This is a genomic window from Serratia sp. LSHTC3 (assembly GCF_057197125.1).
The window spans coordinates 46,901-68,998 of the sequence record NZ_JBXUNP010000001.1; the positions used below are offsets into that span (position 1 = coordinate 46,901).

At 60.0% G+C, this 22,098-nt stretch carries 24 protein-coding genes and 1 other RNA gene; 15 read left to right on the plus strand and 10 right to left on the minus strand.

The features are described from left to right. Positions 1-58: 58 nt before the first annotated feature. Positions 59-1,672, plus strand: coding sequence for a DUF2534 family protein (locus tag AC2CGI_RS00265; protein WP_080497846.1), 1,614 nt, complete (start codon positions 59-61; stop codon positions 1,670-1,672). Between the two features lie 56 nt (positions 1,673-1,728). On the opposite strand, the gene AC2CGI_RS00270 is transcribed toward AC2CGI_RS00265, so the two are convergent. Then, the gene (locus AC2CGI_RS00270) at positions 1,729-2,664 is read right to left on the minus strand and encodes a LysR family transcriptional regulator (RefSeq protein WP_015378823.1); all 936 of its coding nucleotides are present in this window, start codon (positions 2,662-2,664) and stop codon (positions 1,729-1,731) included. A gap of 135 nt (positions 2,665-2,799) precedes the next feature. Between AC2CGI_RS00270 and AC2CGI_RS00275 the strand changes: the two genes are divergently transcribed. Genes AC2CGI_RS00275 through AC2CGI_RS00285 form a run of 3 tightly spaced genes read left to right on the plus strand, consistent with a single transcriptional unit; the run spans position 2,800 to position 4,982 of the window. Next, entirely contained in the window at positions 2,800-3,453 is a 654-nt protein-coding gene (locus AC2CGI_RS00275) for a DUF3313 domain-containing protein (protein WP_031300159.1), read from the plus strand. 38 nt (positions 3,454-3,491) lie between these two features. Beyond that, positions 3,492-3,836 carry a DUF3302 domain-containing protein gene (locus AC2CGI_RS00280; RefSeq protein ID WP_076741045.1) on the plus strand — a complete coding sequence of 115 codons (345 nt, stop codon included), beginning with the start codon at positions 3,492-3,494 and terminating at the stop codon, positions 3,834-3,836. 9 nt (positions 3,837-3,845) lie between these two features. Further along, entirely contained in the window at positions 3,846-4,982 is a 1,137-nt protein-coding gene (locus AC2CGI_RS00285) for an HlyD family secretion protein (RefSeq protein ID WP_060457251.1), read from the plus strand. 134 nt (positions 4,983-5,116) lie between these two features. Here the strand turns inward: AC2CGI_RS00285 and ssrA are convergent. Beyond that, positions 5,117-5,480, minus strand: a transfer-messenger RNA (tmRNA) gene (gene ssrA / locus AC2CGI_RS00290). A gap of 49 nt (positions 5,481-5,529) precedes the next feature. Further along, positions 5,530-6,012, minus strand: coding sequence for an SsrA-binding protein SmpB (gene smpB / locus AC2CGI_RS00295; protein WP_004929094.1), 483 nt, complete (start codon positions 6,010-6,012; stop codon positions 5,530-5,532). Positions 6,013-6,173: 161 nt separating this feature from the next. Here smpB and AC2CGI_RS00300 point away from each other — a divergent pair, with 161 nt between their 5' ends. After that, positions 6,174-6,608 (plus strand): type II toxin-antitoxin system RatA family toxin, encoded by a 435-nt coding sequence (locus AC2CGI_RS00300; protein ID WP_004929096.1) that lies wholly within the window; start codon positions 6,174-6,176, stop codon positions 6,606-6,608. Beyond that, the gene (locus tag AC2CGI_RS00305) at positions 6,601-6,885 is read left to right on the plus strand and encodes an RnfH family protein (protein WP_004929098.1); all 285 of its coding nucleotides are present in this window, start codon (positions 6,601-6,603) and stop codon (positions 6,883-6,885) included. The genes AC2CGI_RS00300 and AC2CGI_RS00305 overlap by 8 nt, the downstream gene beginning before the upstream one ends. A gap of 118 nt (positions 6,886-7,003) precedes the next feature. On the opposite strand, the gene bamE is transcribed toward AC2CGI_RS00305, so the two are convergent. The 3 genes from bamE to nadK form a co-directional block, all read right to left on the minus strand. Further along, entirely contained in the window at positions 7,004-7,342 is a 339-nt protein-coding gene (gene bamE / locus AC2CGI_RS00310; protein ID WP_004929101.1) for an outer membrane protein assembly factor BamE, read from the minus strand. Positions 7,343-7,582: 240 nt separating this feature from the next. Then, positions 7,583-9,244: a DNA repair protein RecN gene (gene recN / locus AC2CGI_RS00315; RefSeq protein WP_004929104.1), complete on the minus strand. Its 1,662-nt coding sequence runs from the start codon at positions 9,242-9,244 to the stop codon at positions 7,583-7,585. A gap of 86 nt (positions 9,245-9,330) precedes the next feature. Next, on the minus strand, positions 9,331-10,209 hold the full coding sequence (gene nadK, locus AC2CGI_RS00320) for an NAD(+) kinase (RefSeq protein ID WP_015378817.1): 879 nt from the start codon (positions 10,207-10,209) through the stop codon (positions 9,331-9,333). A 125-nt stretch (positions 10,210-10,334) separates the two neighbouring features. Between nadK and grpE the strand changes: the two genes are divergently transcribed. Beyond that, positions 10,335-10,919 (plus strand): nucleotide exchange factor GrpE, encoded by a 585-nt coding sequence (gene grpE / locus AC2CGI_RS00325; RefSeq protein ID WP_015378816.1) that lies wholly within the window; start codon positions 10,335-10,337, stop codon positions 10,917-10,919. A gap of 56 nt (positions 10,920-10,975) precedes the next feature. Here grpE and ung read toward each other — a convergent pair whose 3' ends face one another. Then, positions 10,976-11,659 (minus strand): uracil-DNA glycosylase, encoded by a 684-nt coding sequence (gene ung / locus AC2CGI_RS00330; RefSeq protein WP_004929112.1) that lies wholly within the window; start codon positions 11,657-11,659, stop codon positions 10,976-10,978. Between the two features lie 346 nt (positions 11,660-12,005). Between ung and grcA the strand changes: the two genes are divergently transcribed. From grcA to AC2CGI_RS00345, 3 genes are all read left to right on the plus strand, one after another. Beyond that, complete coding sequence (grcA, locus tag AC2CGI_RS00335) at positions 12,006-12,389, plus strand: autonomous glycyl radical cofactor GrcA (RefSeq protein ID WP_004929114.1); 384 nt, start codon at positions 12,006-12,008, stop codon at positions 12,387-12,389. Between the two features lie 182 nt (positions 12,390-12,571). Beyond that, complete coding sequence (locus AC2CGI_RS00340; RefSeq protein WP_076741084.1) at positions 12,572-13,534, plus strand: Tle-like phospholipase domain-containing protein; 963 nt, start codon at positions 12,572-12,574, stop codon at positions 13,532-13,534. Continuing rightward, positions 13,527-14,282 (plus strand): ankyrin repeat domain-containing protein, encoded by a 756-nt coding sequence (locus tag AC2CGI_RS00345; protein ID WP_076741085.1) that lies wholly within the window; start codon positions 13,527-13,529, stop codon positions 14,280-14,282. Before AC2CGI_RS00340 ends, AC2CGI_RS00345 begins: the two co-directional genes overlap by 8 nt. Before the next feature lie 52 nt (positions 14,283-14,334). Here the strand turns inward: AC2CGI_RS00345 and srmB are convergent, their stop codons facing one another. Beyond that, positions 14,335-15,660 (minus strand): ATP-dependent RNA helicase SrmB, encoded by a 1,326-nt coding sequence (gene srmB, locus AC2CGI_RS00350; RefSeq protein ID WP_015378813.1) that lies wholly within the window; start codon positions 15,658-15,660, stop codon positions 14,335-14,337. A gap of 99 nt (positions 15,661-15,759) precedes the next feature. On the opposite strand from srmB, the gene trmN reads away from it, so the two are divergent. Next, on the plus strand, positions 15,760-16,539 hold the full coding sequence (gene trmN / locus AC2CGI_RS00355; RefSeq protein WP_076741086.1) for a tRNA(1)(Val) (adenine(37)-N(6))-methyltransferase TrmN: 780 nt from the start codon (positions 15,760-15,762) through the stop codon (positions 16,537-16,539). Positions 16,540-16,577: 38 nt separating this feature from the next. On the opposite strand, the gene nadB is transcribed toward trmN, so the two are convergent. Further along, positions 16,578-18,179: an L-aspartate oxidase gene (gene nadB / locus AC2CGI_RS00360; protein WP_172574894.1), complete on the minus strand. Its 1,602-nt coding sequence runs from the start codon at positions 18,177-18,179 to the stop codon at positions 16,578-16,580. Positions 18,180-18,393: 214 nt separating this feature from the next. Here nadB and rpoE point away from each other — a divergent pair, with 214 nt between their 5' ends. The 4 genes from rpoE to rseC are packed head-to-tail and all read left to right on the plus strand — an operon-like array spanning position 18,394 to position 21,085. Beyond that, on the plus strand, positions 18,394-18,969 hold the full coding sequence (gene rpoE / locus AC2CGI_RS00365) for an RNA polymerase sigma factor RpoE (protein ID WP_004929136.1): 576 nt from the start codon (positions 18,394-18,396) through the stop codon (positions 18,967-18,969). Between the two features lie 30 nt (positions 18,970-18,999). Continuing rightward, positions 19,000-19,653, plus strand: a complete 654-nt coding sequence (gene rseA / locus AC2CGI_RS00370) for an anti-sigma-E factor RseA (RefSeq protein ID WP_015378809.1) — start codon at positions 19,000-19,002, stop codon at positions 19,651-19,653. Next, positions 19,653-20,609: a sigma-E factor regulatory protein RseB gene (gene rseB, locus AC2CGI_RS00375; RefSeq protein ID WP_004929141.1), complete on the plus strand. Its 957-nt coding sequence runs from the start codon at positions 19,653-19,655 to the stop codon at positions 20,607-20,609. The genes rseA and rseB overlap by 1 nt, the downstream gene beginning before the upstream one ends. Then, positions 20,609-21,085, plus strand: coding sequence for a SoxR-reducing system protein RseC (gene rseC / locus AC2CGI_RS00380; RefSeq protein WP_004929144.1), 477 nt, complete (start codon positions 20,609-20,611; stop codon positions 21,083-21,085). Before rseB ends, rseC begins: the two co-directional genes overlap by 1 nt. Here the strand turns inward: rseC and AC2CGI_RS00385 are convergent. After that, the gene (locus AC2CGI_RS00385) at positions 21,082-21,918 is read right to left on the minus strand and encodes a hypothetical protein (protein WP_015378807.1); all 837 of its coding nucleotides are present in this window, start codon (positions 21,916-21,918) and stop codon (positions 21,082-21,084) included. The genes rseC and AC2CGI_RS00385 overlap by 4 nt on opposite strands. Between the last annotated feature and the right edge of the window lie 180 nt (positions 21,919-22,098).

Consider the following 22,098-nt stretch of genomic DNA (forward strand, 5'->3'; position numbering starts at 1 on the left):
GAGAAAGGCCATGTCTTCAATAACCAAAACTCCACCTGCCGCATCGCCGCGAGGCGCGATGCTGAACCTGATCAGACGGCTGCATTTTTATATCGGCCTGCTGGTTGCCCCTTTTATTCTGGTCGCCGCACTGACCGGCACGCTGTATGTGCTAACCCCGCAGCTTGAAGAGGCGCTGTATCGCGATGCGCTTTTCGCCGAACCGCACGGACAGGCGAGATCGCTGGCCGACCAAATCGCCGCCGCCCGCCGTGTGGCGGGTGCCGAGACGCGCATTTACGCCGTGCGCCCGGCGCCCGGCGCGACGGATACCACGCGCGTACAGTTCGTGGGAGCCGATCTGGGCGCTTCCGAGTCGCGCGCGCTGTTTGTCGATCCTTACACGCTGGCGATCAAGGGCGACATGACGGTGTACGGCACCTCCGGCGTACTGCCGCTGCGCACCTGGCTGGATAAGCTGCACAGCAGCCTGCTGCTCGGCGATATGGGCCGCAATTACAGTGAGCTGGCGGCATCCTGGCTGTGGGTGGCCGCGCTGGGCGGCGTGGCGCTGTGGCTGGCGACGCGGCCGAAGCGCAAGCTGAAAAGGGTGAAAGGGGGCTTCGCCGCTAACCGCCATTGGCATATCACGCTGGGCGTAGCGCTGCTGGCCGGGCTGCTGTTCTTCTCGGCTACCGGGTTGACCTGGTCGCAGTGGGCCGGCGGCAACATCGACGCGCTGCGGGCCAACCTGGGCTGGCTGACGCCGCAGGTCAACGCCAGCCTGCAGGCCGATGCGCCGCAGACGCCGGCCGATCCGCACGCCGAGCACCGCGGGATGATGCCGGGCATGAAGATGAACCCTGCCGCACAGGCCAATGCGCTGAACGGCGATTGGGATCGGGCGCTGCATGCCGCGCGCGCCGCCGGGATCGATGCCGCCAAGATAGAGCTGCGCCAGCCGAAAGGCGAGGGCAAAGCCTGGACGGTGACCGAAGTGGATCGCAGTTGGCCAACGCAGGTGGACGCGGTCGCCATCGCGCCGCAGAGCTTCGCCGTCGTCGACCAGGTGCGGTTCGACACCTTCCCGCTCATCGCCAAGCTGACCCGTTGGGGCATCGACGCCCACATGGGCATTCTGTTCGGCTTGCCGAATCAGCTGCTGCTGGCGGCGTTCGGCCTCGGGCTGTGCCTGATGATTGCGCTGGGTTACCGCATGTGGTGGATCCGCCGCCCGGCGGCGGGGGCGCAGCATCCGGTGCATACGCTGATTGCCGCCTGGCTGGCGCTTTCCCTGCCGGCGCGCGCCGTTACGCTGCTGGTGGCAGCGGCGCTGGGTTATTGTCTGCCGGTGATGGGCGTGAGCCTCGCGGCGTTGTTGCTGGTGGACGTATGGCGCTGGCGCGGCCAGCGGCAAGGCTTGCGGGATGAAACGCCAGAAGCGGCCGCCCGCCGCGCCGAGGTGCGCAAGTTCCGCGCGGCGGTGGCGACGGTCGCGGTGGTGGTTGGTTGCGTGATGGGCCGGGCGATCCTCGGCGGCACCGTCGAGCAGTTTCAGCTGCCGATCGGCGCCTGGAGCGCCCAGATGGTGATCATGCAGAGCCTGATGGTGCTGCTGTATACGCTGGTGTTCACCCTGCTGCTTTCCATTCCGCTGTGGTATTTCTTCCTGGGGGAAAAAGAGGGGCGGTGAGGTATTTTGCGCTGATGTGATGCGTTAAACCCCGCTGTGGCGGGGTTTTTTTTTGGCTATATCAGCCGGTGTGCGTGCAGTTTGACGCTTTCCATGATGCTGTCCATCGTCACCTGCACGCGGTGCGGCAACACGCCGCGCCGGCGGTAGATCAGGTAGGCCTGCATATCGATGCCGCGCTCGCGCGCCAGGCAGGGCAGAAGAGTGCCGGCATCGAGCTCGGCGGCGACGGAATAATATGGGGCGTAGACGATGCCCAGGCCCTGTTTGGCCAGCTCGATCGCCGGCAGAATGTTATCACAGACGCTGGCGCCGTTGATCTCGACCTGCACCAACTCCCCCTGCGCACTGTAGCCGCTCCAGGTATTGCGAATGCCGCCCAGCATGCGCAAGGTAATGCAGCGATGCTGCGACAGTTCATCCAGCTCATTCAGCGGCGAGCGGGCGATGTAATCCGGCGCGGCGAACAGCCCGACGCGAAAACGGGTAAAGGGCCTGGCGATCAGGCTTTCGTTTTGCGGCTGGAAGAAGCTGATCAGCAAATCGCAGTCGCTGTCGAACACCGCACCATACTTTTTTTCGCGTTCATCGGGATTGCGGGTCACCAGATCGACCGTCAGTTCCGGTGCGGCATGCAGCACCGGCGGCAGCAAATAGCTGGCCAGGAACGCGTGGATACCGATCGGCGCGCCGAGCGTGACCATGCCGCTCAGGCTGCGCTTATAGGTGCCGGACATATCGAGCAGATCGCTATGCTCGTCCAGCAGCAGTGCGGCGCGGCGCAAGAATTGTTCGCCGAACTCGGTCAGCGCCAGCGCACGCGGGCTGCGCAGGAACAGTTCCAGCCCGAGCCGTCGCTCCAGCGCGGTGAGGGCGCGCGACACGTTAGACTGCGGCATATCCAACAGCTGTGCCGCTTTGCTGACGCTCGCCGTTTCGGCAATGACGCGGACAATCCTGAGTTCTTCAATGCGGAAGTCTTTCTCTTTCACTGGCCGGCTCGTATGAGTTTGTATATCAAAAATGATATACACCTTTGGCGGCATTGTCATATGACTTATCACGGGTGGGTGGGTATCATTCGATTTGATTATTTGCTATCCACAAAAATAAAGAGAAATCCGTCAATGAAAGTAACAAGAACGGTGATTTTACCTGCGCTGTTATTACTGGCCGCGTGCTCGTCCGCCGTGACCGAAAAAGAAAAATACTCGACCTTTCTGACCAATTATGACGATATCAATAAAGGTCAATCCGCGTCCGGCAAAGACGTTTTATATTGGAAAGATCAGAGCGTCGATTTTTCCCGTTATCAATATTTGGTTTATCAACCGATGATCTATTTCCCGCGGCCGAAACCGAGCGAAATGGTGAGCCAACGCGCGCTCGACAATATCCTGAATTACACCAACCAGCAGTTTAAGCAGGCGATGGGCACCCACTTTACGCTGGTGGACATGCCGCGCGAGCATACCCTGATTTTCCGCGGCGCCATCACGGCGATCGACACGCAGAAGAAAGGGCTGCAGGTCTATGAAGTCTTGCCAATCACGCTGCTGATCGCCGCGACGCAAAGCGTAACCGGGCACCGTACTATGGAGAGCGCGGTCTATATGGAAGGCGAGTTTATCGATGCCGCGACCAATCAGCCGGTGATTAAAGTGGTACGTAAGGCTTCGGGAGAAAATCTTAATAATGAGAAAGCACAGCTGAAAGTCACCGACGTGAAGAACGCCATCGATACCATCGCCAACGACATCAGACAATATAACACGCTATAGAGATTATTTATTTCCATTATTCTCAACCAGGACTTTACATGTTTCTTAACTATTTTGCTTTAGGCGTACTGATCGCGGTATTCCTGATATTATTCTACGGCGTCATTATTATTCATGACATTCCTTATTTACTGGCGAAAAAACGCCGCCATCCGCATCAGGATGCGATTCACGTTGCCGGTTGGGTCAGCCTGTTTACGCTGCACGCCATTTGGCCGCTGCTGTGGATCTGGGCGACGCTCTATCGGCCGGAACGCGGCTGGGGCATGAGTGAAAGGCCGGAACCCTCAACGGATCTGCAGGTGCGCATCGCACTGCTCGAAGCGGAATTACAACGCCTGCAGGAAAAGCCGACGGCGGTTCCCGGCCCCACGGTAAGTTGAGCGTAGCCTATGGATTTGCTCATTATTCTCAGCTACGTGGCGCTGAGCTACGGCGTATTTAAACTGTTCCGCATTCCGGTCAACAAATGGACCGTGCCGACCGCCGTACTCGGCGGGATCGTTATCGTCGGCGCGTTGATTCTGACGATGAACTACAATCATCCGTACAGCGATCGGGCGCAGAAAATTGCCGTGTCGGTGCCGATGGTGCCGCAGGTCTCGGGCATGATCGTTGAGGTGACGGAGAAAACCAACGTGCTGCTGCGCAAAGGCGAGGTGCTGTTCCGGCTCGACGACAGCCGCTACCGCGCGCGGCTCACCAGGCTGGAGGCGGATCTGGCCGGGGCGGAGGCGGAGATCAGAACGCGCCGGGCGGCGCTCAGCGAGTCCGCTGCCAACGTGCAGCGGGCGAACGCGGAATACGAGCGTGCCCGTAAGGATTACCAGCGCTACGCGAAAGGGGCGGCCATGCCGGTCAATCCGTTTTCGGAGCAGGACGTCAGCCATGCGCAGCAACAGTACCAGGCGCAATCCGCCGCGCTGCAGGCGGCGAAAGCCCAGTTCCAACAGGAACAGGCTCGGTTGTCCGGGCGCTATGACGGCGAAGACGCCACGATAGCCAGCCTGAAATCGCAAATAGCCGAAGCGCGTTACAACCTGGAACAAACGGTGGTGCGTGCGCCGAGCGATGGCTATGTCACGCAGGTGCTGGCGCGGCCGGGCACGGCTGCGGTTCGCTTGCCGTTCAAACCGGTGATGATCTTTATCCCGCAGCAAAAGCGCCAGGTGGTGGCGGTATTCCGCCAGAACGCCATCCTGCGCTTGGCGCAGGGGGATCAGGCTGAAGTGGTGTTTAACGGTTTGCCGGGACAGGTTTATGGCGGCACCGTGAGCCGGGTGTTGCCGGCGATACCGGACGGCAGCTACCAGGCCAGCGGCGCACTGCAGGGCCTGAGCGCCACGCCGGGCCGGGAAGGGGTGTACGTAATGATCGATCTGGCAGCCAACCCGGATCTGGATCATCTGCCCGACGGCGTGAGCGCCCAGGCGGCGGTTTACACCGGCCACTTCGAGCACGTCTCCGTGATGCGCAAAGTGCTGCTGCGCATGACCAGTTGGCTGCATTACCTCTATCTGGATCACTAGCCTGCATCGGCCCGGGGGAAGCCGGGCCAAGGGGCTTCCCCCCTGAATGTGACAAAAACAAAAAAGCCCGCAACCGAAGTTGTGGGCTTTTTCGCTATTATCGCCGGGTCTATCTGGTTCACTGGCGACGTATTTGGTGGAGCTGGCGGGAGTTGAACCCGCGTCCGAAATTACTACACCGTCGGCACTACATGCTTAGTCCAATCTTTACATTCGCCGGCCAGCTGCGGATGGACACGCTACTGACAGACTAGCCTGATTGAGTTTAACGCTTCGGCCCCAGGCAGGACGTCCACGCGATCTCTTTTGGGTTTGACCTCTCTTGATCCCCGTCCTAAGAGCGGAGGCTAGGGAGAGAGGGCTCTAAGCAGGGTATTAAGCTGCTAAAGCGTAGTTTTCGTCGTTTGCGACTATTTTTTTGCGGCTTTTTACGAGGCCAACCGCCCCTCGGCATGCTCCTAGGGCTTCGCAAATCCCGTCGAATCCAGAATCAGCCCCAAGTAACTTTGTGCAGTATACCAGAAGTTTACCTCGATAAGCCAGCGGCTTAACGATTGGCGTGCTTCATGATACGGGCTTTCGCCGTCTGCCATTCGCGATCTTTGATGTCATCGCGTTTGTCGTGCTCTTTCTTGCCTTTGGCTACGCCGATCTTGATCTTGCTCCAGGCATTTTTCCAATACAGGGACAAGGCCACCACGGTGTAACCCTCGCGGTTGACGCGGCCGAGCAGGGTGTCCAGCTCGCGTCGGTTCAGCAGCAGTTTACGGGTACGCGTCGGATCGCACACCACATGCGACGAAGCCACGTTGAGCGGGGTGATGGTGGCGCCAAACAGGTAGGCTTCACCGTCACGGAACGTCACGTAGCTGTCGCTGAGGTTGGCTTTGCCTGCACGCAGTGATTTAACTTCCCACCCTTGCAGCGACAGGCCCGCCTCGAACTCTTCTTCAATGAAGTATTCGAAACGTGCGCGCTTGTTTTGGGCAATGGTGGCGGAACCGGGTTTGTGTGCTTTTTTCTTTGTCATAGTGCGTTCATTATACTGGATGCTTCAGCGAAAGAAATCCTTTCCCGTTCAGCACCTGCGCAATTTTTCGCATTTTTGGTTCCCTCATCTCTTAGCAGATTTTTTGTTTGCCGCCAGATAAATGGTATTATCTGTACGTTTTATGTCTTACAGGAAATGATATGCCCCAGATCAGTCGGTCTGCATTAGTGCCGTTCAGCGCCGAGCAGATGTATCAGTTGGTTAACGATGTTCATTCTTATCCCGATTTTCTGCCAGGCTGCACCGGCAGCCGGGTGCTTAACGCTACCTCCAACGAGATGACCGCCGCGGTGGACGTCGCCAAGGCCGGTATCAGCAAGACCTTCACCACGCGCAATACGCTGCTGGATAACCAGAGCATCAATATGCAGCTGGTTGATGGCCCGTTCCGCAAGCTGATGGGCGGCTGGCAGTTCACGCCGCTGAGCGAAGAGGCCTGCAAGGTGGAGCTGCACCTGGACTTCGAGTTCACCAACAAACTGATTGAGCTGGCGTTCGGCAAGGTGTTCAAAGAGCTGGCGGGCAGCATGGTGCAGGCATTCACCCAGCGGGCGAAAGAGGTCTACAGTGTCTGACATCCAGGTCGAGGTGGTGTACGCCTTGCCGGAGCGGCAGTACCTGCGCAAGGTAAAGCTGGCCGAGGGCAGCAGCGTCGAGCAGGCGATCCAGGCTTCGGGCCTGCTGGAGCTGCGCCAGGATATCGATCTCAAGAGCAACAAAATCGGCATCTACAGCCGCCCGGCCAAGCTGGGCGATACGCTGAACGACGGCGACCGGGTGGAGATCTACCGGCCCTTGATAGCCGATCCGAAAGAGCTGCGCCGGCAACGGGCAGAAAAGGCAAAAAAATAAGGCGCTTATAGCGCCTTATTTTTTTATCTGAAGCTGACTTTTTCTTCCGCGTTGCAGCCTGCGACTGTCATGAGGAACATCATGCCCCCTCATGGGCCGGAAGAGCGGGCGGCACCAATTACTTGGTCAGCGCCGGTTTGTTCTGGATATCGGTCAACACGCCTGCGCTGTCGAAGGTCAGCGTCAGCGTCTGCTGGGTGATGTCTTCATGGCCAGGCTGCTGGCGGAACACATAGAACCACGTTTGCGTTCCGAACGGGTCTTGCAGCATTGGGGTACCCAATGTGTAAGCGACCTGTTGTTGGGTCATCCCTTTCTGGATTTTCGCCACGTCGGTCGACGTCAGGTAGTTCCCCTGGTTGATGTCAGGACGATAAACCACCTTTTCAAAAGTAGAACAGCCTGCAGTCAGCATCACAAGAACTACAGCGGCGGCAGTCAGCGTTTTACAGCGCATAGTAATCACATTCCTTTAGGGCATAGGATGCCGATGATAATAGACCTTGCGGCAGTTGGAAACCTTTATACCCTTCATCTTTCACGTTGCGACGCATTGGCTTTCCTTTAGCACCTCAAGCGCTTGGCCTTTTTCAGGCCGTTGAGATGGCTTTGGATCACCGCCGCGCCGCACTTTAGATATTTCTCGGGCCAACAGCGTCACTGTCAGACCGCAGGAAAGTGAAAAAGTTGAGCTTTTTTATGCGGCCAGCAGTTCTTTGGCGTTGGCCAGCGTATTGCGGGTGACTTCGCTGCCGCCGAGCAGGCGCGCCAGCTCCTGCAGCCGGGCGCGTTTATCCAGCGGCGCCATCTGGGTTTCGGTAACCGTGCCGTCGGTCTGCTTGCTGACGAACAGGTGCTGATGCCCGCATCCGGCCACCTGCGGCAGGTGGGTGACGCACATCACCTGGGTGGATTCGCCGAGCTGGCGCAGCAGGCGGCCGACGATGGCGGCGGTCGGGCCGCTGATGCCCACGTCCACCTCATCGAAGATCAGCGCCGGGGTTTCCATCTTGCGGGCGGTGATCACCTGAATGGCCAGCGCGATGCGCGACAGCTCGCCGCCGGAGGCGACCTTCGCCAGCGGTTGCAGCGGTTGCCCCGGGTTGGTGGAGACGCAGAACTCGGTACGGCTGGCCCCTTCGGCGCTCAGATGCTGCGGTTCGAAGCGCACGTCGATGTTGAATTTGCCGTGCGGCATGGAGAGCGCCTGCATGCTGTCGGTAATGAGCGTGGTCAGCTCGGCGGCGTAGTGCAGGCGTTTCTGGTGCAGCTCTTCCGCCAGCGCCAGCGCCTGCTGGTGATGCAGGGTGACCGCCTCGTTCAGGTGTTCATGGTCGCTTTCCTGCTGAGACAGCAGCTGCTGTTCATCCAGCAACTGCTGATGCAGCTGCGGCAGCTCCTCCGGCGCGACCTGATGTTTGCGCGCCAGGCTGATTTGGCGCGACAGGCGTTGTTCCAGCTCGTGCAGGCGGTTGGGATCGAGATCCATGCGATCGGCGTAATGGCGCAGCTCGTCGCTGGCTTCGCTGATCTGGATAGAGGCCTCTTCCAGCATGTCCAGCAGGCCGCTGAGCTTATCGTCCAACCCGGCCAGCTCAAGCAGCAGGTGTTTGGCGCTGTAAAGCTGGCTGAGCATGTTGTTCTCGTCGCTGTCGGCCAGCAGCTGCAGCGTCTGCTGGCTGAGGGTCAGCAGCTGGCCGCTGTTGGCCAGGCGCTTGTACTCGGCGTCGGTCTGCTCGAACTCGCCGGCCTGCGGCGCGAATTCGTTCAGCTCTTTCAATTGGTATTGCAGCAGCTGCTTGCGCGCTTCGCGCTCGATGGACTGCTGCTGATGGTGCGCCAGCTCGCGGCAGCTCTGGTGCCAGCGTTGGTAGGCCTGGCTCATCGCCGCCAGCAGGGCGGGTTCGTCGGCGTAGGCGTCGAGCAGCGCTTTTTGGTGCTCCGGCTTGAGCAGCAACTGATGGGCGTGTTGACCGTGGATTTGAATCAGGCGTTGCCCCAGCTCGCGCAGCTGCGACAGCGGCACGGCGGTGCCGTTGATAAAGCCGCGCGAACGGCCGTCGGCGTTGATCACCCGCCGCAGCAGGCACTCGTTGCTGTCGTCCAGCTGGTTCTGCTCCAGCCATTCGCGCGCGGACGGGGTATCCGCCAGCGAGAAGCGGGCGCAGATGTCGGCGCGGGCCGCTCCCAGGCGCACCACGTTGCCGTCGGCGCGGTTGCCGAGGCACAGCCCCAGCGCATCGATAGCGATGGATTTGCCGGCGCCGGTTTCACCGGTGATCGCCGTCATGCCCGGTTGAAAATCGATTTCCAACTCACGAACGATAGCAAAGTTGCTGATGGTTAATTGCGCCAGCATGGGAACCTTCCTGTGTATAAACACATAACTGTAGTTTCATACAGTATAAACTGGTTTTATATACAGTAAAGTGGCCGGCGCAGATTTTAGAACAATTTTTTCGACCAGCCCAACTTGGTGCTTAACGTGTTGAAATAGCTGTAGTCCTTCGGATGGATCAGATTCAGGTGGAAATCGCTGCGGCGGATCAGCACTTCTTCGCCTTCCTGGATCGGCAGCGCGATCTGGCTGTCGCAGCTGATCTCCAGATCGCTGCCGATCTGCGAGAATTTCAGGCGGATGGTGCTGTCGCCGTTGATCACCAGCGGCCGGGCGGAAAGGGTGTGCGGGAACATCGGCACCAGCGCGATCGCCTCCAGCGACGGGGTGAGGATCGGCCCGCCGGCGGAGAGCGAGTAGGCGGTGGAGCCGGTCGGGGTGGCGATGATCAGGCCGTCGGAGCGCTGCGAGAAGGCGAAGCGATCGTCGATGTACACCTCGAATTCGATCATGTGCGCCACTTTGCCGGGGTGCAGCACCACTTCGTTGATGGCGGTGCTGATGCGGCACTGCTGGTGCTCTTTATGCACGATGGTTTCCAACAGGAAACGCTGTTCGTCAATGTACTCGCCTTCCAGCACGTCCGCCAGCTGCTGCAGGGCGTTGTCGGGATCGAGATCGGTGAGGAAGCCGAGGTTGCCGCGGTTGACTCCGATCACCTTGATGTCGTAGCGCGCCAGCACGCGCGCGGCGCCGAGCATGTTACCGTCGCCGCCGACCACCACCGCCAGGTCGGCCCGCTGGCCGATATCCGCCAGGCTGCCGGTCACGGCGTCTTTCAGCCCCAAATCATGGGCGATTTGGCGTTCGACCATCACCGAATAGCCGCGGGCGACCAGCCAGTGGAACAGCATCTCGTGGGTTGCCAGCGCTGAAGGGTGACGCGGGTGGCCAACAATGCCAATACAGGTGAATTTTTTATTCATTTGCTGTGATTTTCCTCACCGGGATCCGTTTATGCCCCACATTGTGACCGGTTGACTTGAAACCCCGGTTTTGATCCCCATAATAAGCCAAGTTGCGAGATTAATGCTAAAACGCGGAGATATTCATGAGTAGTAAAGAACAGAAGACGCCAAACGAGCAAGTCTCGGAAGAAATGGAACAACACGCTCATCACGAGGATACGCTGCCGGAAGCGGCGGAAGGCGTCGATCTGCGCGATGCGCGTATCGCCGAACTGGAAGCCCAACTGGCGGAAGCTCAGCAGCACGAGCGCGACAGCCTGCTGCGCGCCAAAGCTGAAGCGGAGAACATCCGTCGCCGCGCCGAACTGGACGTCGAGAAAGCGCACAAGTTCGCCTTGGAGAAATTCTCCGGCGATCTGCTGCCGGTGATCGACAACCTGGAGCGCGCGCTGGATCTGGCGGATAAAAACAATCCGGAACTGGCCGCGATGATCGAAGGCATCGAGCTGACGCTGAAATCGCTGCTGGACGTGGTGCGCAAGTACGGCATCGAAATCGTCGGCGACGTCAACGTGCCGTTCAACCCGGAAGTGCATCAGGCGATGAGCATGATGGAATCTACCGATCACCAGCCGAACCACGTGATGATGGTGATGCAGAAAGGCTATACGCTGAACGGCCGCCTGCTGCGTCCGGCGATGGTCGCGGTCTCCAAAGCCAAGGCGTAATCGCCCCGGCAACGGCATAAAGAAAGGCACCCGAGGGTGCCTTTTTTGTCTCTGGGCTACGCCTGCGGCAGACGCGGCATCCAGTCGATCGGCGTGAGCCCTTGCTGCTCCAGCAGCTGATTGGCCTGCGAGAAGTGGCGGCAGCCGAGGAAACCGCGGTGGGCGGAAAGCGGCGATGGGTGTGGCGCTTTCAGCACATGGTGGCGGTTGCGGTCGATAAAGTTGCCTTTCTTCTGCGCGTGCGAGCCCCACAGCAGGAACACCACGCCTTCGCGGTTCTCGTTCAGGGCGGCGATCACTTTATCGGTAAAGGTTTCCCAGCCCAAATTGGCGTGCGAGTGCGCGCGGCCGCCTTCCACCGTCAGCACGGTGTTGAGCAGCAGTACCCCCTGTTCGGCCCAGCTTTGCAGGTAGCCGTGATCCGGGCGTTCGAAACCGGGAATGTCGGTTGCCAGCTCTTTATACATATTCACCAGCGACGGCGGCGCCGGCACGCCGGGGCGCACCGAGAAAGAGAGACCGTGCGCCTGATTGGGGCCGTGGTAGGGATCCTGGCCGAGGATGACGACTTTGACGTCCGCCAGCTCGGTAAAGCGGAACGCGTTAAACACGTCTTTCTGCGGTGGATAAATGGTCTTACCGGCCTGGCGCTCAGCGGCAACAAAGGCGAGCGTTTCAACAAAATAGGGCTGCTCTTTCTCTTTGCCGATCACGTCATGCCAGGTGAGGGAGGTGGCCATAAACGCTCTCCTTTGTTTTCTTTAGCAATTCATGGTCTATAGCTTACCGTGTCGGCCCGCGCAGCGAAACCCGCTTTTCATTTCTCGCCGCCGTTTGCAATGCAATTATTTTTGAAAATTTACAAAAATAATTGTTTTTTGGCGCGACGGGAAAATTGATATAAAACATAAATTTGCCCCTTCACGCCCTGTGCCTACCCGGTAAAAATTGACTTTAATCAAAGAACTGGCCCGGTCAGGCTGGTATACAGAACAACAAGACAACAATGGTTTTACCAAATGGCCGAAACCAGAATTGGGTTTTCTCACGACGTGAATTTTTACGCCCTTGTACGGAGGCAACATAATGATTACCGGTATTCAAATTACCAAAGCGAACGACCAGGCGCTGGTGAATTCTTTCTGGCTGCTGGACGATGAAAAAGCGGAAGCTCGCTGCGTGTGCGCCAAGGCCAACTACGCGGAAGATCAGGTTGTCGCGGTCAGCGACCTGGGCCAGATCGAATACCGTGAAGTGCCGCTGGAAATGCAGCCGACCGTGCGCGTAGAAGGTGGCCAGCACCTGAACGTCAACGTGCTGCGCCGTGAAACGCTGGAAGACGCGGTCAAGCATCCGGAAAAATACCCGCAGCTGACCATCCGCGTGTCCGGCTATGCGGTGCGTTTCAATTCCCTGACGCCGGAACAGCAGCGCGACGTTATCGCCCGCACCTTTACCGAAAGCCTGTAATCGGCGGCGCAGTCAATCAGGGAGCTTCGGCTCCCTTTTTGCGTTTGGCGGCCGAAAACCAAACGTGGATCACAATTTGCACAAAGTTAAGCATTCCTAATACAGAACTCATCCGACCCGCCGATAGCTAAGTCAGTACCTATTCAGGTGCTCAATAAAAAGTCTATCGACAAGGAGTCGGCATGAGTATGCCTTTAAGTTTTACCTCTGCAGTATCCTCGGTGGCCGCGATCCTTACACCTCGCGCCGCTGCCGAGACGGCACCGGCGGCGCAGCCCGCAGCCGCGCCGGCAAGTCCCGCGCCGGTGGCCACCCCCTCTCAGAACACGCTCAATGCGCAGAATCTGTTGAATACGTTGGTCGGCGATCTCTCCGCAGCGGCGCCGACGGCGGCGGCAGTGCCGGGCGTGACCCGGGGGCAGCAATCGCAAGAGGGCGATTATGCGTTGGCGCTGTTGGCCAAGGACGTTTACTCGCTGAACGGCCAGGGCGCCGCCGGGTTCAACCGTCTGAGCGACAGCGCGCTGCTCGGTTTCGGCATCGATCCCGCCAGCCTGCACGACGCGGGCAGCGGTTTCCAGGCCGGGGTTTACAGCAACGACAAGCAGTATGTGTTGGCGTTCGCCGGCACCAACGACTGGCGCGACTGGCTGAGCAACGTGCGGCAGGCGACGGGTTATGATGATGTGCAGTACAATCAGGCGGTTGCCGCCGCCAAAAGCGCCAAGGCGGCCTTCGGCGATGCACTGGTGATCGCCGGCCATTCGCTCGGCGGCGGTCTGGCGGCCACGGCGGCGCTGGCGACCGGCACCGTCGCGGTCACCTTCAATGCGGCCGGGGTGTCGGATTACACCCTGAATCGCCTGGGTATCGATCCGACGGCGGCGAAGAAAGATGCCGAAGCCGGCGGCATCCGTCGTTACAGCGAGCAATATGACATGCTGACCAGCACCCAGGAGTCGACTTCGCTGATCCCGGACGCCATTGGCCACAACATCACCTTGGCCAACAGCGATACCCTGACCGGTATCGATGACTGGCGGCCGAGCAAACATCTCGATCGCAGCCTGACGGCGCACGGCATCGACAAGGTGATAAGCTCGATGGCGGAACAAAAGCCGTGGGAGGCGAAGGCCAATGCCTGAAGGGCGTCGCTTGCGGCGGGCGCTGGCGATAGCCTTACTGGCGCTGGTCGCGGTGACCGGTTTACTGATGATGGCTAAGGAGCAACAGATGGGGCAGGAGATTTCACCGTTTGATGGCCGCAGCAATCTGGCGCTGGCTCTGGCGGTGGCGCGCGGCGATACGCAGGGTATCCATGCGCAGGCTACGCAGGATCGTTTGCGCGAACGGGGCGATCGGCAGGTCACGCTGTTGCAGTGGGCGGTGCTTTCTCAGCAGCCGGCCAGCGTGCAGGCGTTGCTGGATCTCGGCGCCGATACGGCGGCGGCGGGGCTGGACGGCAACAGTGCGCTGCACACCGCAGCGATATTGCACGATGCGCAGTACCTGCGGTTGCTGCTGGCCAAGGTTAAGCAGGTGAACGTGCGCAATGCCGTTACCGGCGCCACACCGCTCGCGGCGGCGGTGCTGGCCGGGCGTGAGGAACAGCTGCGGCTGCTGCTGGCGGCCGGGGCGGACACCACGTTGAGCGATCGGCTGGGGGATACCCCGCTGCATCTGGCGGCGAAGATCAACGCGCCGCATCTGGCGCTGTTGCTGTTGCAGGCCGGGGCCGATGCCCGGGCGCGCAATCAGCAGGGTTTTGCGTTCCAGTTTTATTTCTCGCAAACGCCGGCGCATTTGCAGAATGACGAGCTGAAGGCGCAGTTCCGCGAGCTGGATAAATGGCTGCAGGGGCACCGCCTGGCCACGCATTACGCGCAGCAGTAAACGCCCATAAAAAAACCGCCTGCACAGGCGGTTTTTTCTTGAACAGTGGCGGTTATTGCGCGTCGCCGGCCGGTTTGGCCTTCGCCTGACGGCGTTTGCCGACGTTTTTGGCGTCGCGATGGCGCACTTTCACCTTGTTGGCTTTTTCTTTGCTTTTCGCTTTTTCTTCCGCGCGTTTGGCCAGCACTTTCTTCGACGGTTTACCGTTGCTCTTCTCGTTTGGCACCTTGGTTTTCGGCCGTAGTTCGTCGATCACGCGCGCTTTCAGCGGCTCGTTCAGGTAACGGCCCACTTTGCCCAGCAGCAAATGGTCGTGCGCTTCCACCAGTGAAATGGCGGTGCCTTTGCGCCCGGCGCGGCCGGTACGGCCGATGCGGTGCAGGTAGGTATCCGCCGTGCGCGGCATGTCGAAGTTGAATACGTGGGTGATATCGAGGATATCCAGGCCGCGCGCGGCAACGTCGGTGGCCACCAGCACGTTAACCCGGCCATCCATCATGCGTTTGACCGCTTCGTTGCGTTTGGCCTGCACCATTTCGCCTTCGAGATAGCAGGTATTGATGCCCGCTTCGCGCAGCCAGGTGGCCAGCTCGTGCACGCGCTCGCGCTTGCGCACGAAGATCACCGATTTTTGCACGTCCGGCTGTTTCAGCAGGTGGATCAGCAGCGCGGTTTTGTGCTGCACGTCATCGGCGCGGTAGTACCACTGCAGGATTTTTTTGCGTTCGCGGCGCGACGGGTCGGCTTCCACTTCCACCGGCTCTTTCAGGATGCGCTCGGCGAATTCGCGGATCGCTTCGCCTTCCAGCGTGGCGGAGAACAGCAGCGTCTGGTTGCGCCAGCGGGTTTCGGCGGAGATGGTTTCGATGTCCTGCGCGAAGCCCATGTCGAGCATGCGGTCGGCTTCGTCGAGGATCAGGGTTTCCACCGCGCGGCAGTCGAAGTTCTCTTCTTTAATGTATTGCAGCAAGCGGCCGGTGGTGGCGACCACCACGTCCTGGTTTTCGCTGAACACTTCCGCGTGGTTCATGTAAGCGACGCCGCCGGTGATGGTGGCGATATCCAGCGAGGTATGAGCAGCCAATTCACGCGCCTGGTCGGCGACCTGCATCGCCAGTTCACGCGTTGGCGTCAGGATCAGCACGCGCGGCGGGCCGGATTTCTTGCGTGGAAAGTCCAGCAGGTGCTGCAACACGGGCAGCAGGAAGGCGGCGGTTTTGCCGGTGCCGGTCGGAGCCGAACCTAAGACGTCGCGCCCGTCCATCGCCGGCGGGATCGCAGCGGCCTGAATGGCAGTGGGGCGATCGTAGCCTTTGTCGCGCAGCGCGTCGATCAGGCGATCATCGAGTTCGAGTTCGGAAAAAGTGGTTGCTGTCATGGTCTACCTCTACTTGGGGCGCCGATTATAGACGGGTTGGCCGCGATCTTCATCTATTTAAGCGGAAAGCCGCTCTTTTCCCGCCGATCAGATTGCCTTATGCTACGCCAGTTTTATAGCCAGGTGGTGAGTGTGAGCAAGCGATCGAAAGCCGATTTTACCCCGCGCCGCGGGGGGTTTACCTTTAAACAATTCTTTGTCGCCCACGATCGTTGCGCCATGAAAGTGGGCACCGACGGGGTGTTGCTCGGCGCTTGGGCGCCGCTGGGGCAGGCGCGCCGGGTGCTGGACATCGGCAGCGGCAGCGGGCTGATCGCGCTGATGCTGGCGCAGCGCAGCGGCGACGAGGTGACCGTCGACGCGGTGGAACTGGACGAAGCCGCCGCCGGCCAGGCGCGCGAAAACGCGGCGGAATCGCCGTGGCCGCAGCGCATCCGCGTGCATGCGCAGGATATTCATCATTATGCGCAGCAGCATGCCGCTGAGTATGATCTGATCGTCAGCAATCCGCCTTATTTTGAGCCGGCGGTGGCCTGCCGCGATCGGGCGCGCCACAACGCGCGCTACACCGAAACCCTGACGCACGAGGCGCTGTTAGCCTGTGCAGTACAGCTGCTGGCGGAACAGGGTACGTTCTGCGTGGTGCTGCCGCACGACATCGGCACCGAATTCGAACGCCTGGCGCAGCAAAGCGGTTGGCACACGGCGGCGAAAGTGAACGTCAGCGATCGGGCCGATACGCCGCGGCACCGGGTGTTGCTGGCGCTGACGCGTAAGGAAACGCCGCTGCGGGAGCAGGAGCTGGCGATCAAACAGGCCGACGGCAGCTATACCGACGATTTCCGCCGGTTGATCACCGACTTCTACCTGTTCTACTAAAAAGAAAAGGGCGCCGATAAGGCGCCCTGTCGCAGAGTTTAAGGCTGCAAAATGGTCGGCAGCGCTTCCGGCAGCAAATCCGGGTAGTCCAGCGTGTAGTGCAGGCCGCGGCTCTCTTTGCGCGCCATGGCGCTGCGCACGATAAGCTCGGCCACCTGCACCAGATTGCGCAGCTCCAGCAGGTTGTTGGAGATGCGGAAGTGAGCGTAGTACTCGTCGATTTCCGCCTGCAGCGTATTGATGCGGCGCAGGGCGCGCTCAAGGCGCTTGGTGGTGCGCACGATGCCGACGTAATCCCACATGAACAGCCGTAGCTCGTGCCAGTTGTGCTGGATCACCACCCGTTCGTCCGCATCGTCCACCCGGCTTTCATCCCAGTGCGGCACCTGTTTGGCCTGCCGGATGAAGGGCAGGCGCTGCAGAATGTCTTCCGCCGCCGACCAACCGTAAACCAGGCACTCCAGCAGCGAATTCGACGCCATGCGATTGGCGCCGTGCAGGCCGGTGTAGCTGACCTCGCCGATGGCGTACAGCCCGTCGAGATCGGTGCGGCCGTGCTGATCGACCATCACGCCGCCGCAGGTGTAGTGCGCCGCCGGGACGATAGGGATCGGTTGCCGGGTCAGATCGAAGCCCAGCGTCAGCAGCTTTTCGTGGATCATCGGGAAGTGCTGGGTGATGAACGCCGCCGGCTTGTGGCTGATGTCCAGGTACATGCAGTCGGCGCCCAGGCGCTTCATTTCATGGTCGATGGCGCGGGCGACGATGTCGCGCGGGGCCAGTTCGCCGCGCGGGTCGAAATCCGGCATAAAGCGGCTGCCGTCCGGGCGTTTCAGGTAGGCGCCTTCGCCGCGCAGCGCTTCGGTCAGCAGGAAGTTGCGCGCCTGCGGGTGAAACAGGCAGGTCGGGTGGAACTGGTTGAACTCCAGGTTGGCGACCCGGCAGCCGGCGCGCCAGGCCATGGCGATGCCGTCGCCGGAGGAGATGTCCGGGTTGGTGGTGTATTGGTATACCTTGGCCGCGCCGCCGGTGGCCAGCACCACCGTTTTGGCGCGGAAGGTTTCCACCCGCTCCAGCTCGCGGTTCCAGACGTAAGCGCCCACCACTCGGCGGGTGCCCGGCAGGCCGATTTTGTTCGAGGTAATAAGGTCAACCGCGTTGCGGCGTTCCATCACGCAAATATTGGGGTGAGCGCTTGCTTTCCCTACCAGCGTGGTCTCTACTTCCTTACCGGTAGCGTCTGCGGCGTGCAGGATGCGGCGATGGCTGTGGCCGCCTTCGCGCGTGAGGTGATAATGCTCCTCGCCCTGCGCGTTGACCTCGGTGTCGAACAGCACGCCCTGATCGATCAGCCATTGCACGCAGTGGCGCGCGTTGCCGGCGATGAATTCGACGGCCTCTTTGTCGCACAGGCCGGCGCCGGCAATCAAAGTGTCATCAACGTGTGAGGCAATGCTGTCCGTCTCATCGAACACCGCGGCGATCCCGCCCTGGGCGTAAAAGGTGGCTCCCTCGCTGAGCGGCCCCTTGCTGAGAACGGTAACCTTGCAATGCTGCGCCAGGCGCAGCGCCAGTGACAGGCCCGCAGCGCCGCTGCCGACGATCAGTACATCGCTAACATGTTCAGATGATGGTTGCATAACGTATGATGTGTGCAGAAGAAGAGTGAATTTCATGTTAGCCTAACTGTCCGGGCAAAAGCCACGGATAGGGTGACATCAACAGAAAAAACAATGGCGATATGGAACTTCGTGTTCTATATGAACTCCAAGCGAGTGCTTGCTCAGGAAAATAATGTATGGCTGGCAGTACAATTTTACGCGTGGAGACGGATTTGGGGAGAGTTTACCTCGGATGAGCGAGCAGTTAACGGATCAAGTTCTGGTCGAGCGGGTCCAAAAGGGCGACCAGAAGTCGTTTAACCTACTGGTAGTGCGCTATCAGCATAAGGTGGCGAGTCTCGTTTCCCGCTATGTGCCGCAGGGCGATGTGCCCGATGTGGTGCAGGAGTCGTTTATCAAGGCCTATCGCGCACTGGAATCGTTCCGTGGCGACAGCGCTTTTTATACTTGGTTGTATCGAATCGCCGTGAACACGGCAAAGAATTATCTGGTTGCTCAGGGGCGCCGTCCGCCATCCAGTGATGTGGACGCCAACGATGCGGAAAATTACGAAAGTGCGGGCGCACTGAAAGAAATTTCGAACCCTGAGAACTTAATGTTGTCAGAAGAGCTGAGACAGATAGTTTTCCGTACCATTGAGTCTCTCCCTGAGGATCTTCGCATGGCGATTACCCTGCGGGAGTTGGATGGTCTAAGCTACGAAGAAATAGCCGCCATCATGGATTGCCCGGTCGGAACCGTACGTTCGCGTATTTTCCGCGCCCGGGAAGCTATCGATAATAAAGTTCAACCGCTGATCCAGCGTTAGCAATGGCGGGCACAGGAAGGGTACTTAGGCATGCAGAAAGAAAAGCTTTCCGCTCTGATGGATGGTGAATCGTTCGACAGCGAGCTGTTGAGTTCTCTGTCGCAAGATCGAACGCTTCAACAAAGCTGGCAGAGCTATCACCTGATACGTGACACACTGCGAGGTGATGTCGGACAAGTGATGCATCTCGACATCGCCGATCGCGTCGCCGCTGCACTTGAGAAAGAACCCGCCCGGCTGGTGCCTTCCGCCGTTCAGGAATCTCAGCCGCAGCCTCACACCTGGCAGAAAATGCCGTTCTGGGACAAAGTGCGTCCTTGGGCGAGCCAGATTACGCAAATCGGCATGGCGGCCTGCGTGTCGCTGGCGGTGATCGTCGGCGTGCAGCACTACAACCAGCCTTCTGCGACATCGAACGCGTCCGAATCGCCGGCCTTCACCACGCTGCCGATCATGGGGCAGGCCTCGCCGGTCAGCCTGGGCGTTCCTGCCGACAGTTTCTCCACCGGCAGCGGCCAACAGCAGCAGGTGCAGGAACAGCGCAAGCGTATCAACGCCATGCTGCAGGACTATGAACTGCAACGTCGCCTGCATTCGGATCAGCTGCAGCTTGAGCAAGGCAACCCGCAACAGGCTGCCATTCAGGTTCCCGGAACTCAGTCTTTAGGAATGCAACAGCAGTAATGAAGCAAATCTGGTTCTCCGTTTGTTTATTGACGGGCAGCCTGCTCTATTCCAGCATCGCCCCGGCGCAGCCAACTGCGTCCGGGGCGTTATTGCAACAGATGAGCAGCGCCAGCCGTTCTCTCAATTACGAGCTCGCCTACATCAGCGTCAGCAAGCAGGGAATCGAGTCGTTGCGCTATCGCCATGCGGTGATCGGCAACGTGCCGCTCGGCCAGCTGCTGCATATGGATGGCCCGCGCCGCGAAGTGTTGCAGCGCGGCGGCGGGATCAGCTACTTCGAACCCGGTCTGGAGCCGTTCACGCTCACTGGCGATCACATCGTCGACGCGCTGCCGGCGATCGTTTATGCCGATTTCACCCGTCTGGCGAAGTATTACGACTTCATCTCCGTGGGCAGCACCCGCATCGCCGATCGGCCGTGTGAAGTGCTGCGCGTGGTGGCGCGCGACGGTTCCCGCTACAGCTACATCGTCTGGATGGACGAAGACACCAAGCTGCCGCTGCGGGTGGATTTGCTCGATCGCGACGGCGAAACGCTGGAGCAATATCGGGTGATCTCCTTCGCGGTCGGCGCCGAGGTGCAGGGCGCGATGCAAGGACTGCTCAAGGCCAACCTGCCGCCGCTGCTGTCGCTGCCGGCGGTGGAAAATGTCCAGCTCAGCTGGAGCACCGGCTGGCTGCCGGCCGGCGTGGACGAGGTGGCGCGCAATCGCCGCAAATTGCCGAACGTCGCCGTGCCGGTGGAATCCCGGCTCTACAGCGACGGCCTGTTCAGCTTCTCGGTCAACGTCAGCCCGGCGGGCAGCGGAGCCGGGCAGCAGTACTACCGTCAGGGGCGCCGCACCATTCAGACCGAAGTGCGCGCGGGCAACGAAATCACGATTGTGGGCGAATTGCCGCCGGCGACGGCCAAGCGCATCGCCGACAGCATTTCTTTCAAGGTATCGCCGTAATGATGAAAGAGTGGGCCACGGTGGTTTCGTGGCAACAGGGCGTAGCGCTGCTGCGTTGTGAACCCAAGGCCGGCTGCGGCAGTTGCACCGCGCGCTCCGGCTGTGGCGCGCGTGCGCTGAACGAGCTGGTGCCGGAAACCGAGCATCAGCTGCAGGTACATATCGATCAGCCGCTCGAACCTGGGCAGCGCGTCGAGGTCGGCATCGCGGAAGGCAGCCTGCTGCGCTCCGCCATGCTGGTTTACCTGACGCCGCTGCTGGGTATGATGCTGGGCGGCACGCTGCTGCAATATTGTTTCGGCAGCGACGCCTCGGCGGCAGTCGGCGCCGTGTTGGGCGGCGGTGCGGCCTTTATGCTGGCTCGCCGCTTGGCCCGACGTCTGGGCGAACAGGCCGATTACCAGCCGGTGGTGCTGCAAATTGGGTTGCCGCCTACCGCGATGCGCATGCAGGCGGAAAACTCCCCGCTGATTTAAACCGATGGCCGCGTCATCGCCGGGTTGTGATAGGCGGGGATGCGGTTGTGGATCATATGCTCCAACAGCGCGATGAATAGATCGGCGCTGAGCAGCGAATCGTAGTTAATCGCGAACAGCACATTTCCCTGGCCGTCGAATAAGCGGATGCCGCGCTGCGGATGATTTTCCAACGCGCGGATCTGTTCGATAGGCACGTTTCCCCGTTCCGTCGTCAGCAGGGTGGCGCTCAGCCGCAGCGTTTCGGTCGGCGTGCCTTGCTGCTTGCCGAGCAGCAACTGCCACAGCCAGCGCGCGTCGCCCTCTATGGTGTGAAACGACACCGTTCCCCCCTGATAGAGCGCATTCAGCGCCAGCGGCCCGCGCTGCTGCAGCTGTTGGTCGACGATCACGTCCGCCAATCGCCACGAGTGGGCGACGTTGCTGAAAACCGTGCACCAGGGCTGATCTGCACCGGCGCGGAACGCCGTAACGTCAAACAGCCCGCCAAAAGCCTGGCCGCCGCGAAAGCGATAGATGTCGCCGATCTTCTCAAACGGGATGAAACGCTCTTTGTGATGGTGGCTGTCAAAGACCCGCACGCCGTGCTCGTACAGACGATAGGTCAGCGTCGGACGCAGATAATGCCGCAGCGCCAGCAGCGTACAGCCGAGTAAAATCGTGCCCGCGCCGGCTTGCAACAGTGTGATGACCTGGCTCTCGTCAATGCTGCTCAGCAGCGGCAGCACCAACAGCGCTGCCCCCACGCTAAACAGCAGTGCCGCCGCCGCCAGTATGCCCCAGTTGACCTTTGAAAAATCGTGCCGGCTCAGCATTTGCCCTTTATCGATCATAATGCACCTTCCAATCAACGTACGCAGATATGCTGGTGAACCCCGGTGGGCTGCCGATGTAGTGCCCTGAATAATGTTTTGTCGCGGAGCTCATGCCCTTTCTATCCGAGGGACGGTGGTGGCGTATATGGGGTTTTTCCTAAAGGAAGTGAGGCAAAATGGAATTCTAAGAGGTTGATC